The organism is Pseudomonas sp. FR229a (assembly GCF_030209115.1).
GTDB lineage: Bacteria > Pseudomonadota > Gammaproteobacteria > Pseudomonadales > Pseudomonadaceae > Aquipseudomonas > Aquipseudomonas moraviensis_A.
Window position 1 is genome coordinate 61,214 of the sequence record NZ_JARVSP010000005.1, and the last position, 20,574, is coordinate 81,787.

Annotated in this window: 15 protein-coding genes; 6 read left to right on the forward strand and 9 right to left on the reverse strand. The window is 59.1% G+C overall.

The genetic code is table 11. The features are described 5' to 3' along the window. Nucleotides 1–110: 110 nt before the first annotated feature. Complete coding sequence (gene hppD, locus QRN33_RS03900) at nt 111–1,187, forward strand: 4-hydroxyphenylpyruvate dioxygenase (protein ID WP_123419469.1); 1,077 nt, start codon at nt 111–113, stop codon at nt 1,185–1,187. 147 nt (nt 1,188–1,334) lie between these two features. Here the strand turns inward: hppD and rarD are convergent, their stop codons facing one another. From rarD to QRN33_RS03915, 3 genes are all read right to left on the reverse strand, one after another. Then, nucleotides 1,335–2,216, reverse strand: a complete 882-nt coding sequence (gene rarD / locus QRN33_RS03905; protein WP_285407218.1) for an EamA family transporter RarD — start codon at nt 2,214–2,216, stop codon at nt 1,335–1,337. 176 nt (nt 2,217–2,392) lie between these two features. Beyond that, a complete protein-coding gene (locus tag QRN33_RS03910) occupies nt 2,393–4,507 on the reverse strand; it encodes an acyltransferase family protein (RefSeq protein WP_285407220.1) in 2,115 nt (704 codons plus the stop codon). A 155-nt stretch (nt 4,508–4,662) separates the two neighbouring features. After that, the gene (locus QRN33_RS03915; protein WP_064362739.1) at nt 4,663–5,676 is read right to left on the reverse strand and encodes an aldo/keto reductase; all 1,014 of its coding nucleotides are present in this window, start codon (nt 5,674–5,676) and stop codon (nt 4,663–4,665) included. A 222-nt stretch (nt 5,677–5,898) separates the two neighbouring features. On the opposite strand from QRN33_RS03915, the gene QRN33_RS03920 reads away from it, so the two are divergent. Then, a complete protein-coding gene (locus tag QRN33_RS03920) occupies nt 5,899–7,845 on the forward strand; it encodes an Ig-like domain-containing protein (RefSeq protein ID WP_285407223.1) in 1,947 nt (648 codons plus the stop codon). Between the two features lie 270 nt (nt 7,846–8,115). Here QRN33_RS03920 and QRN33_RS03925 read toward each other — a convergent pair whose 3' ends face one another. After that, complete coding sequence (locus tag QRN33_RS03925; RefSeq protein ID WP_285407225.1) at nt 8,116–9,426, reverse strand: MFS transporter; 1,311 nt, start codon at nt 9,424–9,426, stop codon at nt 8,116–8,118. 189 nt (nt 9,427–9,615) lie between these two features. Between QRN33_RS03925 and QRN33_RS03930 the strand changes: the two genes are divergently transcribed. The 3 genes from QRN33_RS03930 to QRN33_RS03940 all read left to right on the forward strand — a co-directional run bounded on the left by QRN33_RS03930 (nt 9,616) and on the right by QRN33_RS03940 (nt 14,003). Beyond that, the gene (locus QRN33_RS03930) at nt 9,616–10,734 is read left to right on the forward strand and encodes a sugar diacid recognition domain-containing protein (RefSeq protein WP_285407227.1); all 1,119 of its coding nucleotides are present in this window, start codon (nt 9,616–9,618) and stop codon (nt 10,732–10,734) included. Between the two features lie 199 nt (nt 10,735–10,933). After that, nucleotides 10,934–12,073 (forward strand): glycerate kinase, encoded by a 1,140-nt coding sequence (locus QRN33_RS03935; protein WP_285407229.1) that lies wholly within the window; start codon nt 10,934–10,936, stop codon nt 12,071–12,073. A gap of 304 nt (nt 12,074–12,377) precedes the next feature. Beyond that, nucleotides 12,378–14,003, forward strand: a complete 1,626-nt coding sequence (locus QRN33_RS03940; RefSeq protein ID WP_123419476.1) for a methyl-accepting chemotaxis protein — start codon at nt 12,378–12,380, stop codon at nt 14,001–14,003. Nucleotides 14,004–14,069: 66 nt separating this feature from the next. On the opposite strand, the gene QRN33_RS03945 is transcribed toward QRN33_RS03940, so the two are convergent. Then, entirely contained in the window at nt 14,070–14,795 is a 726-nt protein-coding gene (locus tag QRN33_RS03945; RefSeq protein ID WP_285407232.1) for a hypothetical protein, read from the reverse strand. A gap of 232 nt (nt 14,796–15,027) precedes the next feature. Here QRN33_RS03945 and QRN33_RS03950 point away from each other — a divergent pair, with 232 nt between their 5' ends. Beyond that, on the forward strand, nt 15,028–16,215 hold the full coding sequence (locus tag QRN33_RS03950; RefSeq protein ID WP_285407234.1) for a pyridoxal phosphate-dependent aminotransferase: 1,188 nt from the start codon (nt 15,028–15,030) through the stop codon (nt 16,213–16,215). A gap of 117 nt (nt 16,216–16,332) precedes the next feature. Here QRN33_RS03950 and QRN33_RS03955 read toward each other — a convergent pair whose 3' ends face one another. The 4 genes from QRN33_RS03955 to QRN33_RS03970 are packed head-to-tail and all read right to left on the reverse strand — an operon-like array spanning nt 16,333 to nt 20,474. Then, nucleotides 16,333–17,310: a 2-hydroxyacid dehydrogenase gene (locus tag QRN33_RS03955; protein WP_285407236.1), complete on the reverse strand. Its 978-nt coding sequence runs from the start codon at nt 17,308–17,310 to the stop codon at nt 16,333–16,335. 13 nt (nt 17,311–17,323) lie between these two features. Next, entirely contained in the window at nt 17,324–18,622 is a 1,299-nt protein-coding gene (locus tag QRN33_RS03960; protein WP_042606869.1) for an MFS transporter, read from the reverse strand. 57 nt (nt 18,623–18,679) lie between these two features. Then, a complete protein-coding gene (locus tag QRN33_RS03965; protein WP_285407239.1) occupies nt 18,680–19,699 on the reverse strand; it encodes a sugar kinase in 1,020 nt (339 codons plus the stop codon). Then, nucleotides 19,692–20,474, reverse strand: a complete 783-nt coding sequence (locus tag QRN33_RS03970; RefSeq protein WP_065616265.1) for a sugar phosphate isomerase/epimerase family protein — start codon at nt 20,472–20,474, stop codon at nt 19,692–19,694. Before QRN33_RS03970 ends, QRN33_RS03965 begins: the two co-directional genes overlap by 8 nt. Nucleotides 20,475–20,574: the final 100 nt, after the last annotated feature.

Below are 20,574 nucleotides of genomic sequence, written 5' to 3' on the forward strand. Positions count from 1 at the left end.
CGGAGACTTCCTCGCCCGCAGCGTGCGTGGCATCTCCTGTGCGCCTCCCTCTGCCTCACGTTCCTGACAAATAACCCTGGTTAATTGATAAGAAATGATGAGGCGTCACCATGGCAGATTTATACGAAAACCCAATGGGCCTGATGGGCTTCGAGTTCATCGAGTTTGCAGCGCCGACTCCTGGCACGCTTGAGCCGATCTTCGAGATCATGGGCTTCACCAAAGTCGCGACCCACCGTTCCAAGAACGTGCACCTGTATCGTCAGGGCGCGATCAACCTGATCCTCAACAACGAACCCAACAGCGTCGCCTCGTACTTCGCTGCCGAACACGGCCCGTCCGTTTGCGGCATGGCGTTCCGCGTCAAGGATTCGCAAAAAGCCTACAGCCGTGCACTGGAACTCGGCGCTCAGCCGATCCATATCGAAACCGGTCCGATGGAGCTCAATCTGCCAGCGATCAAAGGCATCGGCGGCGCGCCGCTGTACCTGATCGACCGGTTCGGCGAAGGCAGCTCGATCTACGACATCGACTTCGTGTTTATCGAAGGCGTTGATCGCAACCCGGCCGGCGCCGGCCTGAAGATCATCGACCACCTGACCCACAACGTTTATCGCGGTCGCATGGCCTACTGGGCGAACTTCTACGAGAAGCTGTTCAACTTCCGCGAGATCCGTTATTTCGACATCAAGGGCGAGTACACCGGCCTGACCTCGAAGGCGATGACCGCACCGGACGGCATGATCCGCATCCCGTTGAACGAAGAGTCGTCCAAAGGCGCCGGGCAGATCGAAGAGTTCCTGATGCAGTTCAACGGCGAGGGCATCCAGCACGTTGCCTTCCTCACCGACGACCTGATCAAGACCTGGGATCAGTTGAAGAAAATCGGCATGCGCTTCATGACCGCGCCGCCGGACACTTACTACGAAATGCTTGAAGGACGTCTGCCGAATCACGGCGAGCCGGTCGATCAGCTGCAATCGCGCGGCATTCTGCTCGACGGGGCGTCGGAGCAGGGCGACAAGCGTCTGCTGTTGCAGATCTTCTCGGAGACCCTGATGGGCCCGGTGTTCTTCGAGTTCATCCAGCGTAAAGGTGACGATGGTTTCGGCGAAGGCAACTTCAAGGCGTTGTTCGAATCGATCGAGCGTGACCAGGTGCGTCGTGGTGTGCTGACCACTGAGTAATCCGCACCTGAAATGAAAAATCCCGGCCTGCAGAGATGCAGGGCCGGGATTTTTTTTTCAGGTTCAAAAGATCGCAGCCTTCGGCAGCTCCTAGAGGAAAAACGCATTCCAAATGCAGGAGCTGCCGAAGGCGGCGATCTTTTGCTTTCAGGAGCGGCGGTGGCGCGTCAAATGCTTGAAGCCCTCGAAAACCAGCACCACCACCGCCAGCCAGATCGGGATGTAAGTCAGCCATTCGCCCGGCTTGATGCTTTCCCCAAGCAACAACGCCACTGCAAGCAACAACACCGGCTCAACATAACTCAACAAGCCAAACAGACTGAAAGGCAGCAGGCGGCTGGCAATGATGTACACCACCAGCGCGGAAGCACTGATCAGGCCGAGCAGCGGAATCAGCCACATCAGGCCCGGATACTGATCGAATACTCCCAGACCTTGTTCGCCGCCCTGCACAAACCAGTAAGCAATCGGCAGCATCAAGGTCATGTCGACCCACAGGCCGCCAAGATTGTCGGTCTTGAGGTATTTGCGCAGGACGAAGTACAGCGGATAGCCGACCACGACGACCAGCGTCGCCCAGGAAAATCCACCGACCTGATACAGCTCGTTCACCACGCCGAGGCAGGCAAAGAACACTGCGATTTTTTGCAGGTAAGACAGGCTTTCGCCGTAGGTAATCCGCCCGGTCAGCACCATCGCCAGTGGCAGCAGGAAATAGCCCAGCGATACATCGAGGCTGTAGCCATTGAGCGGCGCCCACATGAACAGCCATAGCTGGACGCCAAGCAGCGCCGACGAAACAAGCAGCCCGGCGATCAGTTTCGGCCTGGCCGCCATCAACCGGATCAACTCCAGTACCCGACGCCATTCCCCGGATACCAGCATGAACAAGGTCATGCACGGCACGGTCAGGAGCATCCGCCAGCCGAAAATTTCCACACCGCTCAGAGGCGTAAGCAGCGACGTGTAGTAATACATGACGGCAAACAGCACCGAGGCTGACACTGATAAAGCGATACCTTTAGACAAACTGTCCTCGCGTGTTGAGGGTTGAACGGGTGCGCAGGATACGGGTTTTTCGTCGCGAATATTGAGCAAGTGCTCATTATTTCAAACGCAGAGCAAGCGCGCGGGCGCCGGACCTGTTGGCAGACTCAGCATAGTTGGCGAATCTGCCTTGGCGAGCTCTGGTTGGTTAGCGACCGTTATCGATCAGCCTTCAACGGATTGCCGAAGCGTTTGAGGTACAGCTCACCGAACTTGTACGAGGCGTAATCGGACACATGACCGATGTCGCGGTACACCGGCACGTCATCGACCGTGGTCATGCAGGTGCCGTCTTTGCATTGCACGGTTTTTGGATCAAGCACCATCAATTGTGGATAGTCCGTCTGCAGTTCGCTGAACAGCTTCGCCATGAACGGATCCTCCAGGCCTGACCATGGCACGGCAGCACACAGACGGCTCTGTTCAGCGCTGCCCATCATCCCGCGCAGCTTGACCTGTCGGAGCAGGCACTCGTTGATTCTCGCGGGCATGGGCAGGGTATTCATCAGCAGGATCGGCCGCGCACCGGATTTGACGATGATGTCCAGCGCCTCTCGAAGCGCCATCCCCAGTCGTTGCTGCGACAACTTCAGGCTGCGCGGGTCATCGAGTTTCGTGACGATGGAATCGGTGAGGTAAGCCTCCCAGAACTGGCCGATGATCACGTACTGAAAACGATTGCTGGCGATGAGGTCGTAGTAGCGTTGCGCCGCGGCGTGACATTTCTCATACAGCGCGTTTTTGGCTTTGTACCAGTTGTAGAGATAGATCCGGGGCAGTGCGAGGCAGGCGGGATATCCCTGCGCCAGCACCGACAGGCCAGCGTCCTTGGCGAGTGTTTCGACAAAGCCCCAATAGTGGTTCGAGTAAGAATCGCCGATCAGCATCACCTGCGGTTTCGCCTGCGTCGCGCCCATGATGCAGCCCGGATTGGTGCCATCACTGGCGCCCAGGCAATCCTCACGGTTGAGCGGTACGTAGGCTTTCAACGTACTGAACATGGCGACCGAGTCTTCACCAAACCGGTTAGGCCAGCCCTCATGGTTTCTACCCGCCGCGTGCAGCAGCGACAGGCAGATCGCGGGCAGTACCATCATCAACAGCAGGGTTTTGGCGAAACCGGCTCGCGCCTTGCGAAAGCGGTTTTCAACAAGCACAAACGACAGGTAACCGATCACGAACGTGGCGATGAAGTACACGACCGTCACACTCGGCGTCAGCGCGATGCCCAGATAAGCGAGCACCGCGAGAATCGGCCAGTGCCACAGATACAGCGAGTAGGAGAGGGTGCCGATAAATACCAACGGTTTAAATGCCAGGGCATTCGAGGTGATGCTGACGTCACCGATACCGCGAAACAGCAGCACCGCGGTGGCAATGCACACCGCGACAGCATGGGGACCGGGGAAGCCACCGAGGATGTCATCCTGAATCGCACAGTAGAAAATTGTTGCCAGTGCAAGCGCGCAAACCAGAGAAGCGCTCAAACGGCCCAGGCGAAATCTGTCCGAGCTGAAAATGACCGCACACGAGCCGATCATCAATTCAAAGATTCGCGCGGTGAAGAAGTAGTAGTTCAGGTCGGGATAGGCCCGCGACAGGTACAGCGCGAGCGCCGTGGCGGCCACAGTCAAACCCAGTACGACGGCTTTGAACGCTTTTCCCGGCACATAGCGATCAAGCAGCCAGATGCCCAATGGCAGTAGCAGGTACCACTGCCATTCAATGGCCAGCGACCAGGTGTGCAACAGTGGCAGACTCGCCGCGTCGGGCGTCGCATAGCCCGTAGTCACTTTGGAAAAGTACTGATTGGAGATGAGCAGCGAGGTGTATTTCCCGCTTTTCAGAAAGTCGATGTAGTCATCGGGCAAATACAGCAGCGTGCTGACGACTAACGTCACTACCAGCAATGCAATGACTGCCGGTTGCAGGCGCCAGATTCGCCGGGTGTAGAACCCGGTGAAGCTGAACGTGCGGTTCTCCAGCGCTTTCATGATGATCGAGGTGGTCAGATATCCCGAAACCACGAAGAAGATGTCCACGCCGATAAAGCCCGACGGAAACAGCGTCAGGCCGCCGTGGAAGACGAGAACGAGCAGAACTGCGATTGCCCGCAGCCCGTCGATGTCCGCACGGTATTCAAGGGCGGCAATCCGCGGGTTGGCGCTGGTTGGCGGCGCAGAAGGGGAGGTGTCGTATGCCTTTTTGTTATCGAACGCTTTGAACATCGCGCGCAGAGGCTTGCAGGCAAACTCGAGAGGCCGATTGAACATTGACTATCCTGGCTGACTTTTCGAGCGAGCAACCGTAGGTCGTGGCTGCTTAAGCTCGGTTCCATAAAGCGGCCGAGTATATAGGTTTTGTTACAAAGGCCTTGTTTCGTTTCCACCGGCCAGCCCTCTCTTTCGGGAGAGGGCTGGGGCAAAAGTCAGGACTGAATCGGTTTGCGCCCAGAAACAAAATGGCTCACATCGTTGAAACCCGGTGTCGAGGCATGCCCCGGTGTCACCAGCGAATCAATGAACGCCTCGTCTTCGGCGGTGATCTGCACCGCCTGCGCCAGCGTGTAGGCGTCCCACTGCTGTTCAGTGCGTGGACCGACGATCGCCGAGGTCACCGCGCGGTTGTTCAACACCCAGGCAATCGCGAACTCGACCATGCCGACGCCGCGTTGCTCGGTGTATTGCTGAATCTGCTGGGCAATGCGCAGCGACTCCACGCGCCATTCGGTTTCCAGAATGCGCTTGTCCTGACGCCCGGCGCGGCTGTTGGCGTCTGGGGTCACATCGGGGGCGTACTTGCCGCTGAGCACGCCACGGGCCAGCGGGCTGTAAGGCACCACACCGAGGCCGTAGGTTTGCGCGGCGGTGATCTGCTCGGTCTCGGCCTGGCGGTTGACGATGTTGTACAGCGGCTGGCTGATTACCGGCCGATCCACGCCCAGTTTGTCGGCAATGCGAATCACCTCGGCAATCCGCCAGCCTCGGTAATTCGACAAGCCCCAATAACGAATCTTGCCCTGGCGAATCAGGTCGCCAATCGCCGACACGCTGACTTCAAGCGGGGTGTTGTGGTCTTCGCGGTGCAGGTAATAGATGTCGACGTAGTCAGTTCCCAGCCGCGTGAGGCTGGCTTCGAGCCCGTTGAAGATGTGTTTGCGGCTCAGACCGCTGCGGTTCGGCACACCGTCCACTGGGCCGAAACCGACCTTGGTGGCGAGTACCCATTCGTGGCGATGCCGGGCAATCGCCTCACCGACGATCTCTTCGGAACGGCCGTTGGTGTAGACGTCGGCGGTGTCGATGAAATTGATCCCCTGATCCCATGCCTTGTCGATGATGCGCAGCGAATCTTCCGTGCTGGTCTGTTCGCCGAACATCATCGTGCCGAGGGTGAGGGTCGAGACCTGCAAGCCCGAGTGGCCCAGTGTGCGGAAGCTCATGCCGAAATCCTTTTGTCGGTGGGAAGGGGTTAATCAAATACCAGAAGCGCTGAACCCGGCCAACCGTTTTTATCCAGAAAAGAACCTCATGGCCCTGCAGAAGGGTGACCGTTGGTCTCGACTGTCAGATCTGACAGTAGGCAGGTCAGTGGTTGTTCAGGCCTGATCCTCAAAGACAGCCTTGTTGAAAAAGGGCTTTATTCTTGAATCAGGAGCGCTTTCATGAACACACACTCTTCCGATGAGGTTTTGGGCGATGACGCCGAGGTGAGCCTCTACGCGCCACAACTTCCGGACAGCAATAAGTCCGTGGCCGGTGCCGATTGCGGTATCGCCAAGGCGTTTTATGATCTGCGACCGAATGGTGCAACGGTCGTTATCAATCCGGTTCTGGCGCAGCAGCCAAAAGATACGTTTTCAATTAACGTGAACGGCATCATGCGGGTCGACAGCCAGCAGTCTCAATCCACGGATGACGCAGTGACCCTGCATATTCCGAAAAATCTGCTGAGATCCGATCCGGGTTTCGTCAATACGCTCAATTACACCGTCAGACGCACCACGGGTGCCGAAGAAACCTATGACCCGCCATTGACGATCCTGTACAACGCAGTTCGCCCCGGCATGGAGGACCAGAACAGTGACGAAGGGCACTCCGAACTCGAGTTCGTGCTGCCTCGGGATGTGCTGGAGGACGGTATCGATGCCGATCACGCCGCACAGGGTGTACAGGTCTGTTTCTGCTACCCCTATTGCCGGCCGTTCGACCGAATTGTGCTGAACTGTAATGGTCATGATGTTGAGTGGGAGGTGCATCCGGACGAGGCCCCGGCCGCACCGACCAGTACTCCGACTTGCATTGGACGTTTATTGACAGAAGCCGACTTGAAGGCGGCAGGCGATCATCCGCAGTTCGCTTTCACCTATACGGTCTACGACCAGATCGGTAACGGTGCCGATCTGAATTCGCCATGGTCGGCGACGATTCACGTCGTTGTCGACCTTAAGGGCACACGGATGGCCGCTCCCGATATTGCCGAAGATCCGGATGATCCGGATGACGCGCCGGACACCATTGACCTGAACAAACTGGGTTCCAAGGACCTGACCACTCAGGTCCATGTACTGGAACCTCTCTGGGCCATCAACGACATTGTCCGAGTGAAATACACAGCCACACCAAAAAGCGGACCCGTTGTCGCACACACAGTTGACCAGCCTGTCACCAGGCTTCCTTTTGTGCACAGGTTGATGATTCCCAATGTCAAGGTCATCGGCGACAGTGCAGTCGCTGTGCTGTACGAGCAAGTGCGTGGAGGAACCGTTAATGCAACGTCGAAAAATGGGCGGGCACTAGTGATTGTGAAGCCAGTCATTCTGGCGGTGAAAAATTCATCCGGAGCGGACGTGCAGAACGGCGGCACGGTTTCGGACAATAAAGTGGTGTTGTCGGGGTCTGCGCTGTCGGGAATGGTGTTGCAGCTTTTTGATGGCGAGCGGGTTATTGAAGAGATTCAAACCGGAGCGAACTATAAGTGGCAGAGCAAGTTGCTACCGATTGCAGTGGGGCAGCACAGCTTTACTGTGAAGGAAAAAACCGGGAATCAATTTGAGTCTGATCCTTGGCGGTTTCAACGTTTGGCGCTCAACATCGACCGGACGCAGATGAAGCTGGACGGTTTCTCGGTGAAGGTGCCGCAATGGCCGAAAACCGGTGAGGATTCGCTTGGTAATACGGGTATTCGCGTACCGACGGGTGGGGTTCCGCCGTATGACTATGCATCTTCGGATCCGTTGACTGCACCGGTGACTGCGGCAGGTAAGGTGACGGGGCTCAAACAAGGTGTGGCGACGATATATGTCACGGACCGGGAGGGTGAGACTGTTAATTATCTGGTGGCCGTTACGAATGTTTATAAGTTGCAGATCAGCGATGAGAAGCTGTATGCGAATGTCGCTATCGACTGGATGAACAACCAGGGAGGTCTGCATGTTTATCGATCAGTGTTTATCCGAGATGTACGTCGGGTTTACTTGCCAGTTTTTCCGGAGAACATTAATACATGTCAGATGAACGGTGGTTGGTATACCTATATGAGGCCGGACTTCAGTGTCTATGGCCTACCATCGGCGAAACTATATACAGCGTGGTGTTTAACCCCTCTATAAGCTTAGCGGGTTATAAATGAGTAACACAAAGATCATGATCCTTCCCATGCTATGCGTGGGAAGGATCAAGGCGCGCAACGGGGCAAAGTGATTGATCCGGCCAACCCTCGCACCGCTCTCGCAAAAAACTGCACCGCATGCGACATAGCGCTATAGCGGCAGGATCGGCAACGCCACTCGACGGACTCGCGAAACCTATCGGCATATGCCGACCTGCTTCAGTCAAATAAAAACGGCCCTCAAAAAAGCCGTCTCTCTTTGCATCAAAACTCACGCCCGCAACGCCCGCGTCATCCGCAACGCCAACAGACTCCCGCCGACAATCACCGCCGCCAGCACATACAACGCCGCATCCGTCGAACCGGTGCTGTCCTTGACCCATCCGACCAGGTACGGACTGAGGAACCCCGCCATCTGCCCCATCGAGTTGATCAACGCCAAGCCACCGGCCGCCGCACCCGCGCTCAACATGGCCGTTGGTACTGGCCAGAACATCGGCAGGCCGGTCAGCGCTCCCATCGTCGCAATGGTCAGGCCGAGAATCGCAATCGCCGGATCCGCTGCAAAATCCACTGCAATCACCAGCCCGACGGCCCCCATCAGCATCGGTACCACCAGGTGCCAGCGACGCTCCTTGCGCAAGTCTGCCGAACGCCCGACCACCAACATGAACACTGCCGCCAGCAGATACGGAATCGCACTTAGCCAGCCGATCACCAGGTTATCGCTGAAGCCGAGGTTCTTGATGATCGAAGGCAGCCAGAAGTTGATCGCGTAGACGCCGCTCTGGATGCAGAAATAGATGAGGCCGAACGCCCAGATCGCCGGGTTCTTGAACACCGCGAGCAGCGAGTCGGTGGCGGTTTTCGGTTTGTTGGCGAGGTCTTCGGCGTGGTCGGCTTCGAGCACCGAACGTTCGTGGGCGGTCAGCCATTTGGCGTTGGCGAAACTGTCGCTCAACAGGAAATACGCCAGCGCGCCGAGGATCACGGTCGGAATGCCTTGCAGCAGAAACATCCATTGCCAGCCGGCCAGGCCACCCTGGCCAGCGGCGAAGTGGTTGAGGATCCACCCGGAAAACGGGCTTCCGAGCAAACCTGAGACCGGAATTGCCGACATGAACAGCGCCATGATCCGCCCACGGCGGAAGGTCGGGAACCACTGCGAGAGATACAGCACGACGCCCGGGAAGAAACCGGCTTCAGCCGCACCGGTGAAGAAGCGCAGGGTGTAGAACTCAGTGGGTGTGGTGACGAACAACAGGCAGGTCGACAGCGTGCCCCAGGTGATCATCATCAGTGCAATCCAGCGCCGTGGGCCGAAACGGGTCAGTGCCAGGTTGCTCGGCACGCCGCACAGCACGTAGCCGATGAAGAAAATCCCGGCGCCGAGGCCGTACACGGTTTCGCTGAACTTCAGTGCATCGAGCATCTGCAACTTGGCGAAACCAACGTTGACCCGGTCGAGGTAGTTGAACAGGTAGCAGATGAAAATGAAGGGAATCAAACGCAGGGTGATGCGTTTGTAGACGGCGTTTTTACCGTCGTCGATGGTCTGGGTAGCTGCGGCGCTCTGCGACATAGCGGCTCTCTGCGACATAGCGGCTCTCTCTTTATTATGATTTTTTGCGATGCAAAGGGTAACGTTGATCGCCCTGAGAGTCTCGGCCACCTTCGGCCGGATTGTCTTTGTGCCTGAGCACAGGGTTTGTCGCCAGACCCTGTGCGGCTGAACAACTGCTTGTGCCTGAAATGAAGGATTGCCGCCGCTATGTTCGAACTCGATCACGACCTTGCCCAGGACATCGTTGACCGGGCCATGGCCATTTTGCCGTACAACGTCAACGTCATGGACAGTCAGGGCTTGATCCTCGGCAGCGGCGAGCCGGAGCGGATCAACACCCGTCATGAAGGCGCGCAACTGGTGCTGGCCAACGGGCGTGTAGTGGAAATCGATGCGCAGACGGCGGTGCATCTCAAAGGCGTGCAGCCGGGGATCAATCTGCCGCTGCTGCTCGACCAGCGCCTGATCGGCGTGCTCGGCATCACCGGCGAGCCGGAACAATTGCGCACCTACGCCGAACTGGTGCGCATGACCGCCGAAATGCTCGTCGGCCAGCGCAATCAGCAGGCCGAGCAGCAGTGGCGGCGCCAGCGTTGTGATGATCTGCTGGCGCTGTTGTTGAGCGAGGCGGCGGATTCGCCGCGTCTGGTCGACGAGGCGCAGCAGCTCGGGCTGAAACCACAATTGACGCGGGTGCCCTATCTGTTCGAGCTGGGCCTCGAACACGGCCCCGGGCAAACCGTCGAGGCGTTGAGTGCATGGCTGATATCGCGTTATCCCGACAGTTGGTGCGTGAGTTCGGCGAAGTCGTCGCTGCTCTGGTGTCGCCCGGCGAGCCAGCACGTCGAGCATGATCGCCTGCTGGAAAAACTCGACGGCCTTGGCTGGAAGATTCTGCGTATCGCCGTCGGCGGGCAGGCGGATGGCCTGGCCGGGTTGCGTCGCTGCTATCGACGGGTCGGCGATTTGCTCGCTTATGGACGTGATGTGCTGCCGAATTCGAGGCTGCTGACGCTCAATCGTTACCGCTTGCCGGTCATGCTGTGGCGCCATCGCAACGATGATGCGCTGGACGAACTGCTCAAACCCCTGCGCAAGGTCATTGCCAAGGACAGCAACGGCCAGTTGCTCGCGACCTTGCGCAGTTGGTGCGAGCACGATGGTCAGAGTCAGGCGTGTGCCGATGCCTTGGGGATTCATCGCAACAGTTTGCGTTATCGGATGGAGCGGATTGCCGAGTTGAGCGGGGTTGATCCGTTGAAGCTGGACGGGATGCTGGCGTTGTATCTTGGGGTGCAGCTACTGCCGCAGACAGATCCGGGTTAATTGGGCGTCTTCAAAGACGCCATCGCGAGCAGAATGCATTCCCCTGTAGGAGTGAGCCTGCTCGCGATGGCGGCGGTACATTCACCGCAGAGCCTTTTGTGAAAATGAACAACAATCACCTCCAGCCCTTGTGCACCCGACCGGCGTCAACGCCCATGGCGACTGGCAGCATGAACGCCAATGCAACCGGAGAATTCCCATGAAGATCGTCATCGCCCCCGATTCGTTCAAGGACAGCCTGAGTGCCCAAGGCGTTGCCGAAGCCATCGCCCGCGGACTGGCCCAGGTCTGGCCGCAGGCGACACTGATCAAGTGCCCGATGGCCGATGGCGGCGAAGGGACGGTCGAGTCGGTTCTCGCGGCCTGCGAAGGCGAACTGCGCCGCACCCGCGTGCGCGGCCCGTTGGGTACGCCGGTCGACGCGGCGTGGGGCTGGTTGCCGCACAGTCATACGGCAATCATCGAAATGGCCGAGGCCAGCGGCCTGCAGTTGGTGTCGCCGGGACAGCGCGATGCCTGCATCAGCAGCACCTTCGGCACCGGCGAATTGATTCGTGCTGCGCTGGATGCGGGGGCGCAACGGGTGATTCTGGCGATTGGCGGCAGCGCGACCAACGACGGCGGGGCCGGGGCGATGCAGGCCTTGGGCGTGAAGTGGCTGGATGCGCAGGATCAGCCGCTGGTGCCCGGTGGGCTGGCCTTGGCGCAATTGGCGAAGCTGGACTTGAGCGAAGTCGATCCGCGTCTCGCGCAGGTGCGTTTCGACATCGCCGCTGATGTCAACAATCCGCTGTGCGGCCCTCATGGTGCCTCGGCCATTTTCGGTCCGCAGAAGGGCGCGTCGCCTGTGCAGGTTGAGCAACTGGATCAGGCGCTGGGGCACTTCGCCGAACTCTGCGCGCAGGCGTTGGGCAAGGATGTGCGCGATGAGCCGGGCAGCGGCGCGGCGGGTGGCCTGGGGTTTGCGGCCAAGGCTTTTCTCGGCGCGCAGTTTCAGGCGGGTGTCGAGGTGGTGGCGGAATTGGTCGGGCTTGCTGAGGCGGTCAATGGCGCCGATCTGGTGATCACCGGAGAAGGTCGGTTCGACGCGCAGACCCTGCGCGGCAAGACGCCGTTCGGTGTTGCGCGGATAGCCAGACAGCATGCCGTGCCGGTGATTGTGATTGCCGGAACCTTGGGCGAGGGCTATCAGGAACTCTATCAACATGGCATCGACGCCGCGTTCGCCGTGACCAGCGGACCGATGACCCTGGAACAGGCTTGCGCCGAAGCCCCACGGCTGCTGAGTGAGCGTGCCACCGATATTGCTCGGGTCTGGCAACTCGCCACCCAACGCTGATCGGCTTGCCTATGTAGGAGCTGTCGAGTGCAACGAGGCTGCGATCTTTTCACTTTTAAAAGCAGGATCAAAAGATCGCAGCCTCGTTGCACTCGACAGCTCCTACCAAAGGCAGCGGAGCTGGGTTGATTGTTGTGACGTTCCGAAAAATATTTGCTGCGGACCCGAAACCTTCCTCAAGCCTGGCCGATACAACGGTCAGGCGCGCACAAAACCATAACCCAGTGACGCCGGACTGCCGCCCGCCAAGGGCCAGTGCTCACGGCATGGACGCTCGCAGTTTCTTTCTATCGAGAGTCCGACCATGTCCCTGCGTAACCTCAATATCGCGCCCCGTGCTTTCCTCGGTTTTGCCTTTATCGCCTTGCTGGTGATCGTCCTCGGCGTGTTCGCCGTCAGCCGCATGACGGTCATTCGTCAGGCGTCGATCGATATGGACACCAACCAATTGCCCAGCGTGACCCACCTCAGCGTGGTCACGGAAAACGTCCTGCGCATGCGCATTCTCTCGTTCCGTGTGCTGGTCAATCGCGAACCGGCCAGCTTGCAAGAAGCAGAAACCCGCATCGCTGTGCTGGTCGACAAGGTGCGCAAAGCCCAGGCCAGCTACGCCGCGCTGCCGGCAGGCGCTGACGAGCGCGCGGTCTTCCAGACGTTTTCGACCACCCTCGATAACTACCTGCAAGCGCAGAACCGCATGCTTGAGCTGTCGCGCCAGGGCGATCTGGAAGCGATGCGTGCATTGATCAACACGCGCATCAAGGAAGGCACCGATCAAATGGGCGAGCAGCTCAACAAATTGATCGGCATGAATACGGCCGGGGCCAGAGCGGCGGCCATCCAGGCCGGTGAAAACTATGACAGCGCCATCACCGGGATCATCATCGTTGCCGTGATCGCCGCGCTGGCCACCGTGCTGCTCGCCTGGTTGCTGACCCGCAGCATCGTCACGCCACTCAACCGCGCAGTGCTCGCCGCGCAGACAATTGCCGGCGGCGACCTGAGCAAAGCCATCGAAGTGGACGGCAAGGATGAACCGGCGCGTCTGCTCGAAGCCTTGGCCGCGATGCAGACCAACCTGCGCAAAACCATCGAACAGATTGCCGGCTCCGCCACGCAACTGGGCGCCGCTGCCGAGGAGCTCAGTGCCGTTACCGAAGAAGCTTCCCGTGGCTTGCAGCAGCAGAATAATGAAATTGAACAAGCCGCCACTGCCGTCAACGAGATGACCGCTGCGGTGGAAGAAGTCGCGCGCAACGCCGTGTCGACTTCCGAGGCCTCCAACCAGTCGACCCACGCCGCCCGCGAAGGGCGCGATCAAGTGGTGAAAACCGTTGACGCGATCCAGACCATGACCCACGACGTGCAGAACACCGCGCAGATGATCGAAGGCCTCGCCGCGCAAGGTCGCGACATTGGCAAAGTGCTGGACGTGATTCGCGCCATCGCCGAGCAGACCAACCTGTTGGCGCTCAACGCGGCCATCGAAGCGGCCCGTGCCGGGGAAGCCGGGCGTGGCTTCGCCGTGGTGGCGGACGAGGTACGGGCACTGGCCCATCGCACCGCGCAGTCGACTCAGGAAATCGAAAAAATGGTCGCCGGCATCCAGAACGGCACGGGTGAAGCGGTCTCGTCGATGCAGCAAAGCAATCAGCGCACCCAGTCCACCCTGGAAATGGCCCGCGCCGCCGGTGTGGCGCTGGAGCAGATCACCCAGTCGATTCATCAGATCAACGAACGCAATCTGGTGATTGCCAGCGCCTCGGAAGAACAGGCGCAAGTCTCGCGCGAGGTCGACCGCAACCTGGTCAACATCCGCGATCTGGCCACACAATCGGCCGCCGGCGCCAACCAGACCAGCGCCGCGACCCACGAACTGTCACGACTGGCGGTGGATTTGAATGCGATGGTGGCGCGTTTTGTGATTTGAGAAATACGGAATTGCCTGAAGTGGGCTGAAACAGTTTTTATCCGGCCCACGTCAGGCAATCACCGTTCAAGAAAGGTTCACGTTGATCTGCGCGAATTCAGAAATACTTCCCCGGTTTCCTGCGCGATCGCCCAGTCTGTAGAAGGCGAGCATCTTGCCGGAGCCGTATCTACGGATAATCTCGCCACTCAGTTTGATTTTGGTAGGGGAGATCGAGTCATGCACCGTTTTAACGATGACAGGTTTATCTGTTAGTGAACCATAGTGAAGCTCGATGCTGTCGCAGGCTAGTTGCTGCAGATACGGGTCAATAGTTAACAGAACTTCATCACCGTTCTCGTCTAGATAGCTCTGCGTAATCCCTTCAAGGATGACATCTGGTGGAAAGTTCGGAGCGTGTCCCGGGTTGCCGCGGTTTGGAGCGCTTGTATCGACGGTGACCGGCGTGCTCGCTGACGGCATAGGGTTTCCGAAAACTGTCATGATGTATGAAACCCGGTGTGCGCCCTCTACTAAATGATGCTTAGGAATATGTACGTTCAGTGGGAAAAGCGCTGGGTTAATAGGCGTCGTGTACTGGTACTGCGCCACTTGCTGCTCATTTAACAACAGACTCACCAGGACTTGCATGCCTGGAGTTGTGGGTAAATCCGACCATTCTGGGATTAACACCAGCAAGGGCGACTCCAGCGCAGTCAATGGCAACAAGTTAACTTGACTGTCAGGAAAATTTGGTAACGCATCAGGAATCAGCGGTGGGTCCAGAACGAGAATATCTTCATTAGTTGTCATCGTTTTAACACTCCGTTGTTTTGATAAGAAACGGCTGAACATTTTGCCGCGGGTTCATTAGAGGAATATTCTTGCAATCGGTCTACTGTCAACTCTGACAGGTAGGCACCGGACCGGTGATCGAGCATCCTGCGAAGTTTCTCCTCAGATTCATCCTGGGGACAAAACGGCTGGCGCGTTTCGTGATTTGAGATACGGTGAAGGCTGGAGACTGCCCCCTCAGGAGACGTACATGCGCTATTCAGCCTTGACCCAACGAATCGCCGGGGAGGGTGCCGCTGCCTGGCAGATTCACGACCGAGCGCTGGAACTGCGCGCCGAGGGCGTTGATGTTCTGCTGTTGAGTGTCGGTGATCCGGATTTCGATACGCCGTTGCCGATCGTCCATGGCGCGATCGACAGCCTGCTGGCCGGCGATACGCACTATGCCGACGTGCGTGGTCGATTCGAGTTGCGCTGGCTGATTGCCGAGCGTCATCGCCAGCGCAGTGGTCAACGGGTGGATCCTGATCAGGTGATCGTCCTGCCCGGCGCGCAATGCGCAGTTTATTCGGTGGCGCAGTGTCTGCTCGATCCGGGCGATGAAGTGATCGTTGCTGAGCCGATGTACGTCACCTACGAAGGAGTGTTTGGCGCGTGTGGTGCCACAGTGATCGCGGTGCCGGTGCGCCCGGAAAACGGTTTTCGAGTCGACCCGGTCGATGTCGCCGCACGCATCACCCCGCGAACCCGCGCCATGCTGCTCAACAGCCCGAACAATCCCAGCGGCGCCAGCTTGTCCCTGCTGATCTGGCAGGAACTGGCGGCGCTGTGCATTCGGCATGACCTGTGGCTGATCAGCGACGAGGTATACAGCGAGCTGTTATATGAAGGCGAACACGTCAGTCCGGCGAGCCTGCCAGGCATGGCCGAACGTACAGCGACGATCAACAGCCTGTCGAAATCCCACGCGATGACCGGTTGGCGCATCGGCTGGATGATCGGCCCGAAACCCTTGGCGGAACATCTGGTGAACCTGTCACTGAGCATGCTCTTCGGTCTGCCGGATTTCGTCCAGAAGGCCGCGCAAGTGGCGCTGCAAACCGATCTGCCGGAAGTCACGCAGATGCGCGAGGAGTACCGCTTGCGCCGGGATCTGGTTTGCGAACGGTTGCAGGGTTGCCCCGGTTTGCAGCCGATCCGCCCGGATGGCGGCATGTTCGTGATGGTCGACGTGCGCCAGACTGGCCTCGGCGCCCAGGCGTTTGCCGAGCGGTTGCTGGAAGGTTACGGGGTGTCGGTGTTGGCCGGCGAGGCGTTCGGGCCTAGCGCGGCGGGGCATATCCGCATAGGGCTGGTGGTGGATCGGGTGAAACTGGCGGATGCCTGCGCGCGGATTGCGTTGTGTGCGGTGCAGCTGTTGCAGGCGCGCAGTGCCTGACAGTTTTGTGTTGCCTGTTCCTGCCTCATCGCGAGCAGGCTCACTCCTACAAGGGGACGCATTTCAAATGTAGGAGCGAGCCTGCTCGCGAAGGCGGCTTTATTGACACCAGAGATCTCAGCTTTGCCATGCAGAGGCATTCACCAGATTCGCCGGCCGCTGCCCACCCAGCGCCGCCAACAGATTCTCCACCGCACACCGCGCCATCGCCTCGCGCGTCTCATGCGTCGCCGAGCCCATGTGCGGCGTCGCCACCACATTGCTCAACTGCAACAATGGCGAATCATGATTCAACGGCTCGCGCTCGAACACATCCAGCCCCGCCGCGCGAATACGCTTGTTGCGCAACGCCTCGACCATTGCTGCCTCATCGACCACTTTGCCCCGCGAGATGTTGATGAAGATGCTCTCAGGGCGCATCAGCGCAAACTGTTCGGCGCCGATCAAGCGTTCGGTCTGCGCCGTCAGCGGCAAGGTCAGGCAAATGAAATCAGCCTGCTGTAACAATTCTTCGAGGCTTCGATACTGCGCATCAAAACGCGCCTCGACCGCCGGCTTGCGCGACTGGCTGTGATAGATCACCGGCATGCCAAAGCCGAAATGCCCACGCTGGGCCAGGGCCTCGCCGATGCGGCCCATGCCGATGATGCCCAGCGTCTTGCCGTGCACATCGGTGCCGAAATGCGCCGGACCGATGTTGCGGCTCCATTGGCCGCCACGGACCATGTTCGCCAGTTCGACCACGCGCCGAGCAGCGGCGAGGATCAGCGCGAAACCGGTGTCGGCAGTGGTCTCGGTGAGCACATCCGGCGTGTTGGTCAGCAGAATCCCGCGCCGGCTCAGATAATCAATGTCGTAGTTATCGACACCGACGGAAACGCTGGCAATCGCCTCCAGCTGCGGCGCCAGATCCAGCAGCGCCGCATCGAGTTTCAGGCTGGCGCCGAGCAAACCGTGGGCCCGGGGCAGGGCATCGCGCAACTGCATGAGGCCATCGGCGTCGAGGCTTTCAATCTGCGTCACGTCAAACTGCGCTTGCAGGCGCGCCATCAGCGCGGGCGAGAGTTTCTTGTACAGCACGACCTGTTTTTTCATGGCAAAAATCCTTTCAGGAATGCGCCGGCACACGCGGTGTGGCGACGGCTTTGGCGACGACGCGATCACTGGCGCCGGGCTTGAGGAAAATCGTCAGCACCACCGACAGCAGCAACGCGCCGCTCATCAACAGATAGGAAGCGCCGGGCGAACCGGTGGAGCTGTTCAGATAACCGACCAGATATGAACCGCCGAACGAGCCGAGCGCGCCCATGCTGTTGATCAACGCCATGGCACCGCCCGCGACGTTGGCCGGCAGGATTTCCGGAACGATGGCGAAGAACGGCCCGTACGGCGCGTACATGCAGGCGCCGGCGATCACCAGCAGTGTGTACGACCACCAGAAATGTTCGGCGCCCAAGGCATAGGAGCCGTAGAACGCAATCGAGGCGATCAGCAGCGGCGGCCAGACGAAGCGTTTGCGCTTCTGCAATTTGTCCGAGCCCCACGACACCGCTAGCATGCCGATCACCGCCGCCAGATACGGCAGCGCCGACAGCCAGCCAGCCTCGATCATGTCCATCTGCGCGCCTGCCTTGAGGATCGACGGCAGCCACAAAACGAAGCCGTAAACGCCGATGCTCCAGCAGAAGAACTGCAGCGCCAGGATGATCACCTTCGGCGAACGGAATGCCTCAGCGTAATTCTTCACCGCTTTGATACCGACCTGCTCGGCGGCGAGGGCGCTTTCCAGATCGTGTTTTTCCTGATCGTTGAGCCACTTGGCCTGGGCCGGACGATCATCAGCCAGTCGCCACCAGATAAAGGCCCACAGAACCGCCGGCAGACCTTCAATGATGAACATCCAGCGCCAGCTGAAATGCTGCACCAGATAACCCGAGACCACTGACATCCACAGCATGGTCACCGGGTTGCCGAGGATCAGAAAGGTATTGGCGCGCGAGCGTTCGGCCCGGGTGAACCAGTGGCAGAGATAGACCAGCATCGCCGGCATCACCGCCGCTTCGACCACGCCGAGCATGAAGCGGATGACGATCAGCCAATAGGCGTTGGAGACCACGCCGGTCAACGTGGCGAGACCGCCCCAGAGGATCAGGCTGACGAAAATCAGCTTCTTCACACTGTGCTTTTGCGCGTAGATCGCGCCCGGTACCTGGAAGAAAAAGTAACCGAGAAAGAACAACGCACCGAGCAGCGAGGACAGGCCCGGTGTGATCATCAGGTCTTCGGCCATGCCCGACGCAGCGGCGAAGCCGTAGTTGGCGCGATCGAGATAGGCCAGGCTGTATGTGATGAACACGATCGGCATGATGTACCACCAGCGGCGGGTGGCGAGGGTTGCGGTTTTCATCGGTGTGACTCCTGAGCTTGTTGTTTTTGTCGCAGCAGGTTCAAAAATTTGCGTTGCCTAGGCAGGCCTCTTCGCGAGCAGGCTCGCTCCCACATTTGATACGCGTTCCCCTGTGGGAGCGAGCCTGCTCGCGAAGGCGGATTCAAATTCAATCGATAACTCCAGACGGGTTGGAAGGCCCTCCATATCCCCGCGACTCTGCACCGCGCGACTGCCAATCCAGTTCGCCCGCTGCACCGCCTCGGCAAAACTTTGATGCTCGAGAAGGGCGCTGATCATCCCCACCGCAAAGCCATCTCCGGCACCCACCGTATCGACCACGTTGGTCACCGGCACGCCAGCGACAAAACCCTGATCCAGCTGCGTGCGGTAGTAAGCGCCTTCAGGCCCGAGCTTGATCGCCACCGCTTCCGCACCTTGATCAAGATAAAACGCAGCGATGTCCGCCGGGTCGTCAAAACCGGTGAGCAAACGACCTTCGCTCAAACCCGGCAGCACCCAATGGGCAAGGGCGGCGAGGCGGTTGATCTCGCGGATCATCTCGCCCTCGCTGGCCCAAAGGCTCGGGCGCAGGTTCGGATCGAACGACACACTGCGTCCGGCGTTGCGCATGCGGGTCATCAGTTCGAAGGACATTTCCCGCGCCGAAGCCGACAGCGCCGGCGGAATGCCGGTGGCGTGCAAATGGCGGGCGCTGAGCAGGTTGTCGGTGATGGAGCGCGGCGACAGATGACTGGCCGCGGAGCCACGGCGGAAGTATTCGACTTGCGGGTCGCTGCCATCGTCATTGCGCGATTTGAACTGGAACCCGGTCGAATGGGTTTTATCGACTTCAACGTGGCTGCAATCCAGACCTTCCTTGATCAGCGTCTCGACCACAAAGCGCCCGAGTGAATCATTACCGACGCGGCTCAGCCACGCGACATTGAAGCCCAGCCGCGACAAGCCGATCGCGACATTGCTGTCGGCCCCGGCAATACGTTTATGAAACTGCTCGACCTTCGCCAGATCACCGGTCTGCTCGGCAACCAGCATCGCCATGGTTTCACCGAAAGAAAGAATATCGATCTCAGACATGAGCTGGCTCCAGGCGCGATTGCCCCAGGCGGGCGAGGGCGGCGACGTGTTCGCGGGTCAGTTGCACCAGGTCATCGCCTTGCAACGGGTATTCGGCGGCGCGCATAACGCCTTGGTCCATGTGACGCAGCAGTTGTTCCCACAGATGCAGGTCGCTGATGGCTGGCGGTACGGCGACCAGTTTGCCGTCGGCCCGGCGCGCAACGGCCTTGCAATGCACATAACCGACATGTCGCCCCAGCGCGCGGGCGGCACTGGCGGCGGACTGGTCCTGCCAATGCCAGTTGCCAATGTCGAAGGTCATTTTGATCGGCAGGTGGTGCTGTTCGACGGCGGCGAAGAAACGCTGAAACGGTTCAATGCGCCCGCCATGCAAGGTCTGGTCGTTCTCTACCAGCAATTGCACCGGGCTCTGCTGGAGTCGCTCGGCCAGCGCCTGCAAATCAGAGTTGTCGGTGAAGTAGCCGAGCGACACTTTCAGCCATTTCGACCCGAACGCCTGGGCCTGATGCAGCGCAGTAATCAATTCGGGATTCGGCTGCGCTTGCCCTGCGAGCCACAGTTCGGTGGGCGAGGAATAAATGCTTTGCAGGCCTTGCGCTTGCGTGGCCTGGGCCAGTTGCGCCGGATCCTCACGGGTCAACAGCTCTTCACGCCACTCGATGCGATTGGCCCCGGCCGCCGCGAGAATATCGATGAAGGAATCCTGGCCACGCTGGCGCACAAGATCGGCACCGTAGCTGGACAGACTGATGGAAACGGCTGGTTTGTTCATTGTTATTGACCTCTGAAACCGGTTTCATTTTTGTTCAAGAAAAATATCGGGTGTTTCTGCGTTGTTCTCTCGGGCGCTATCGCGAGCAGGCTCACTCCTA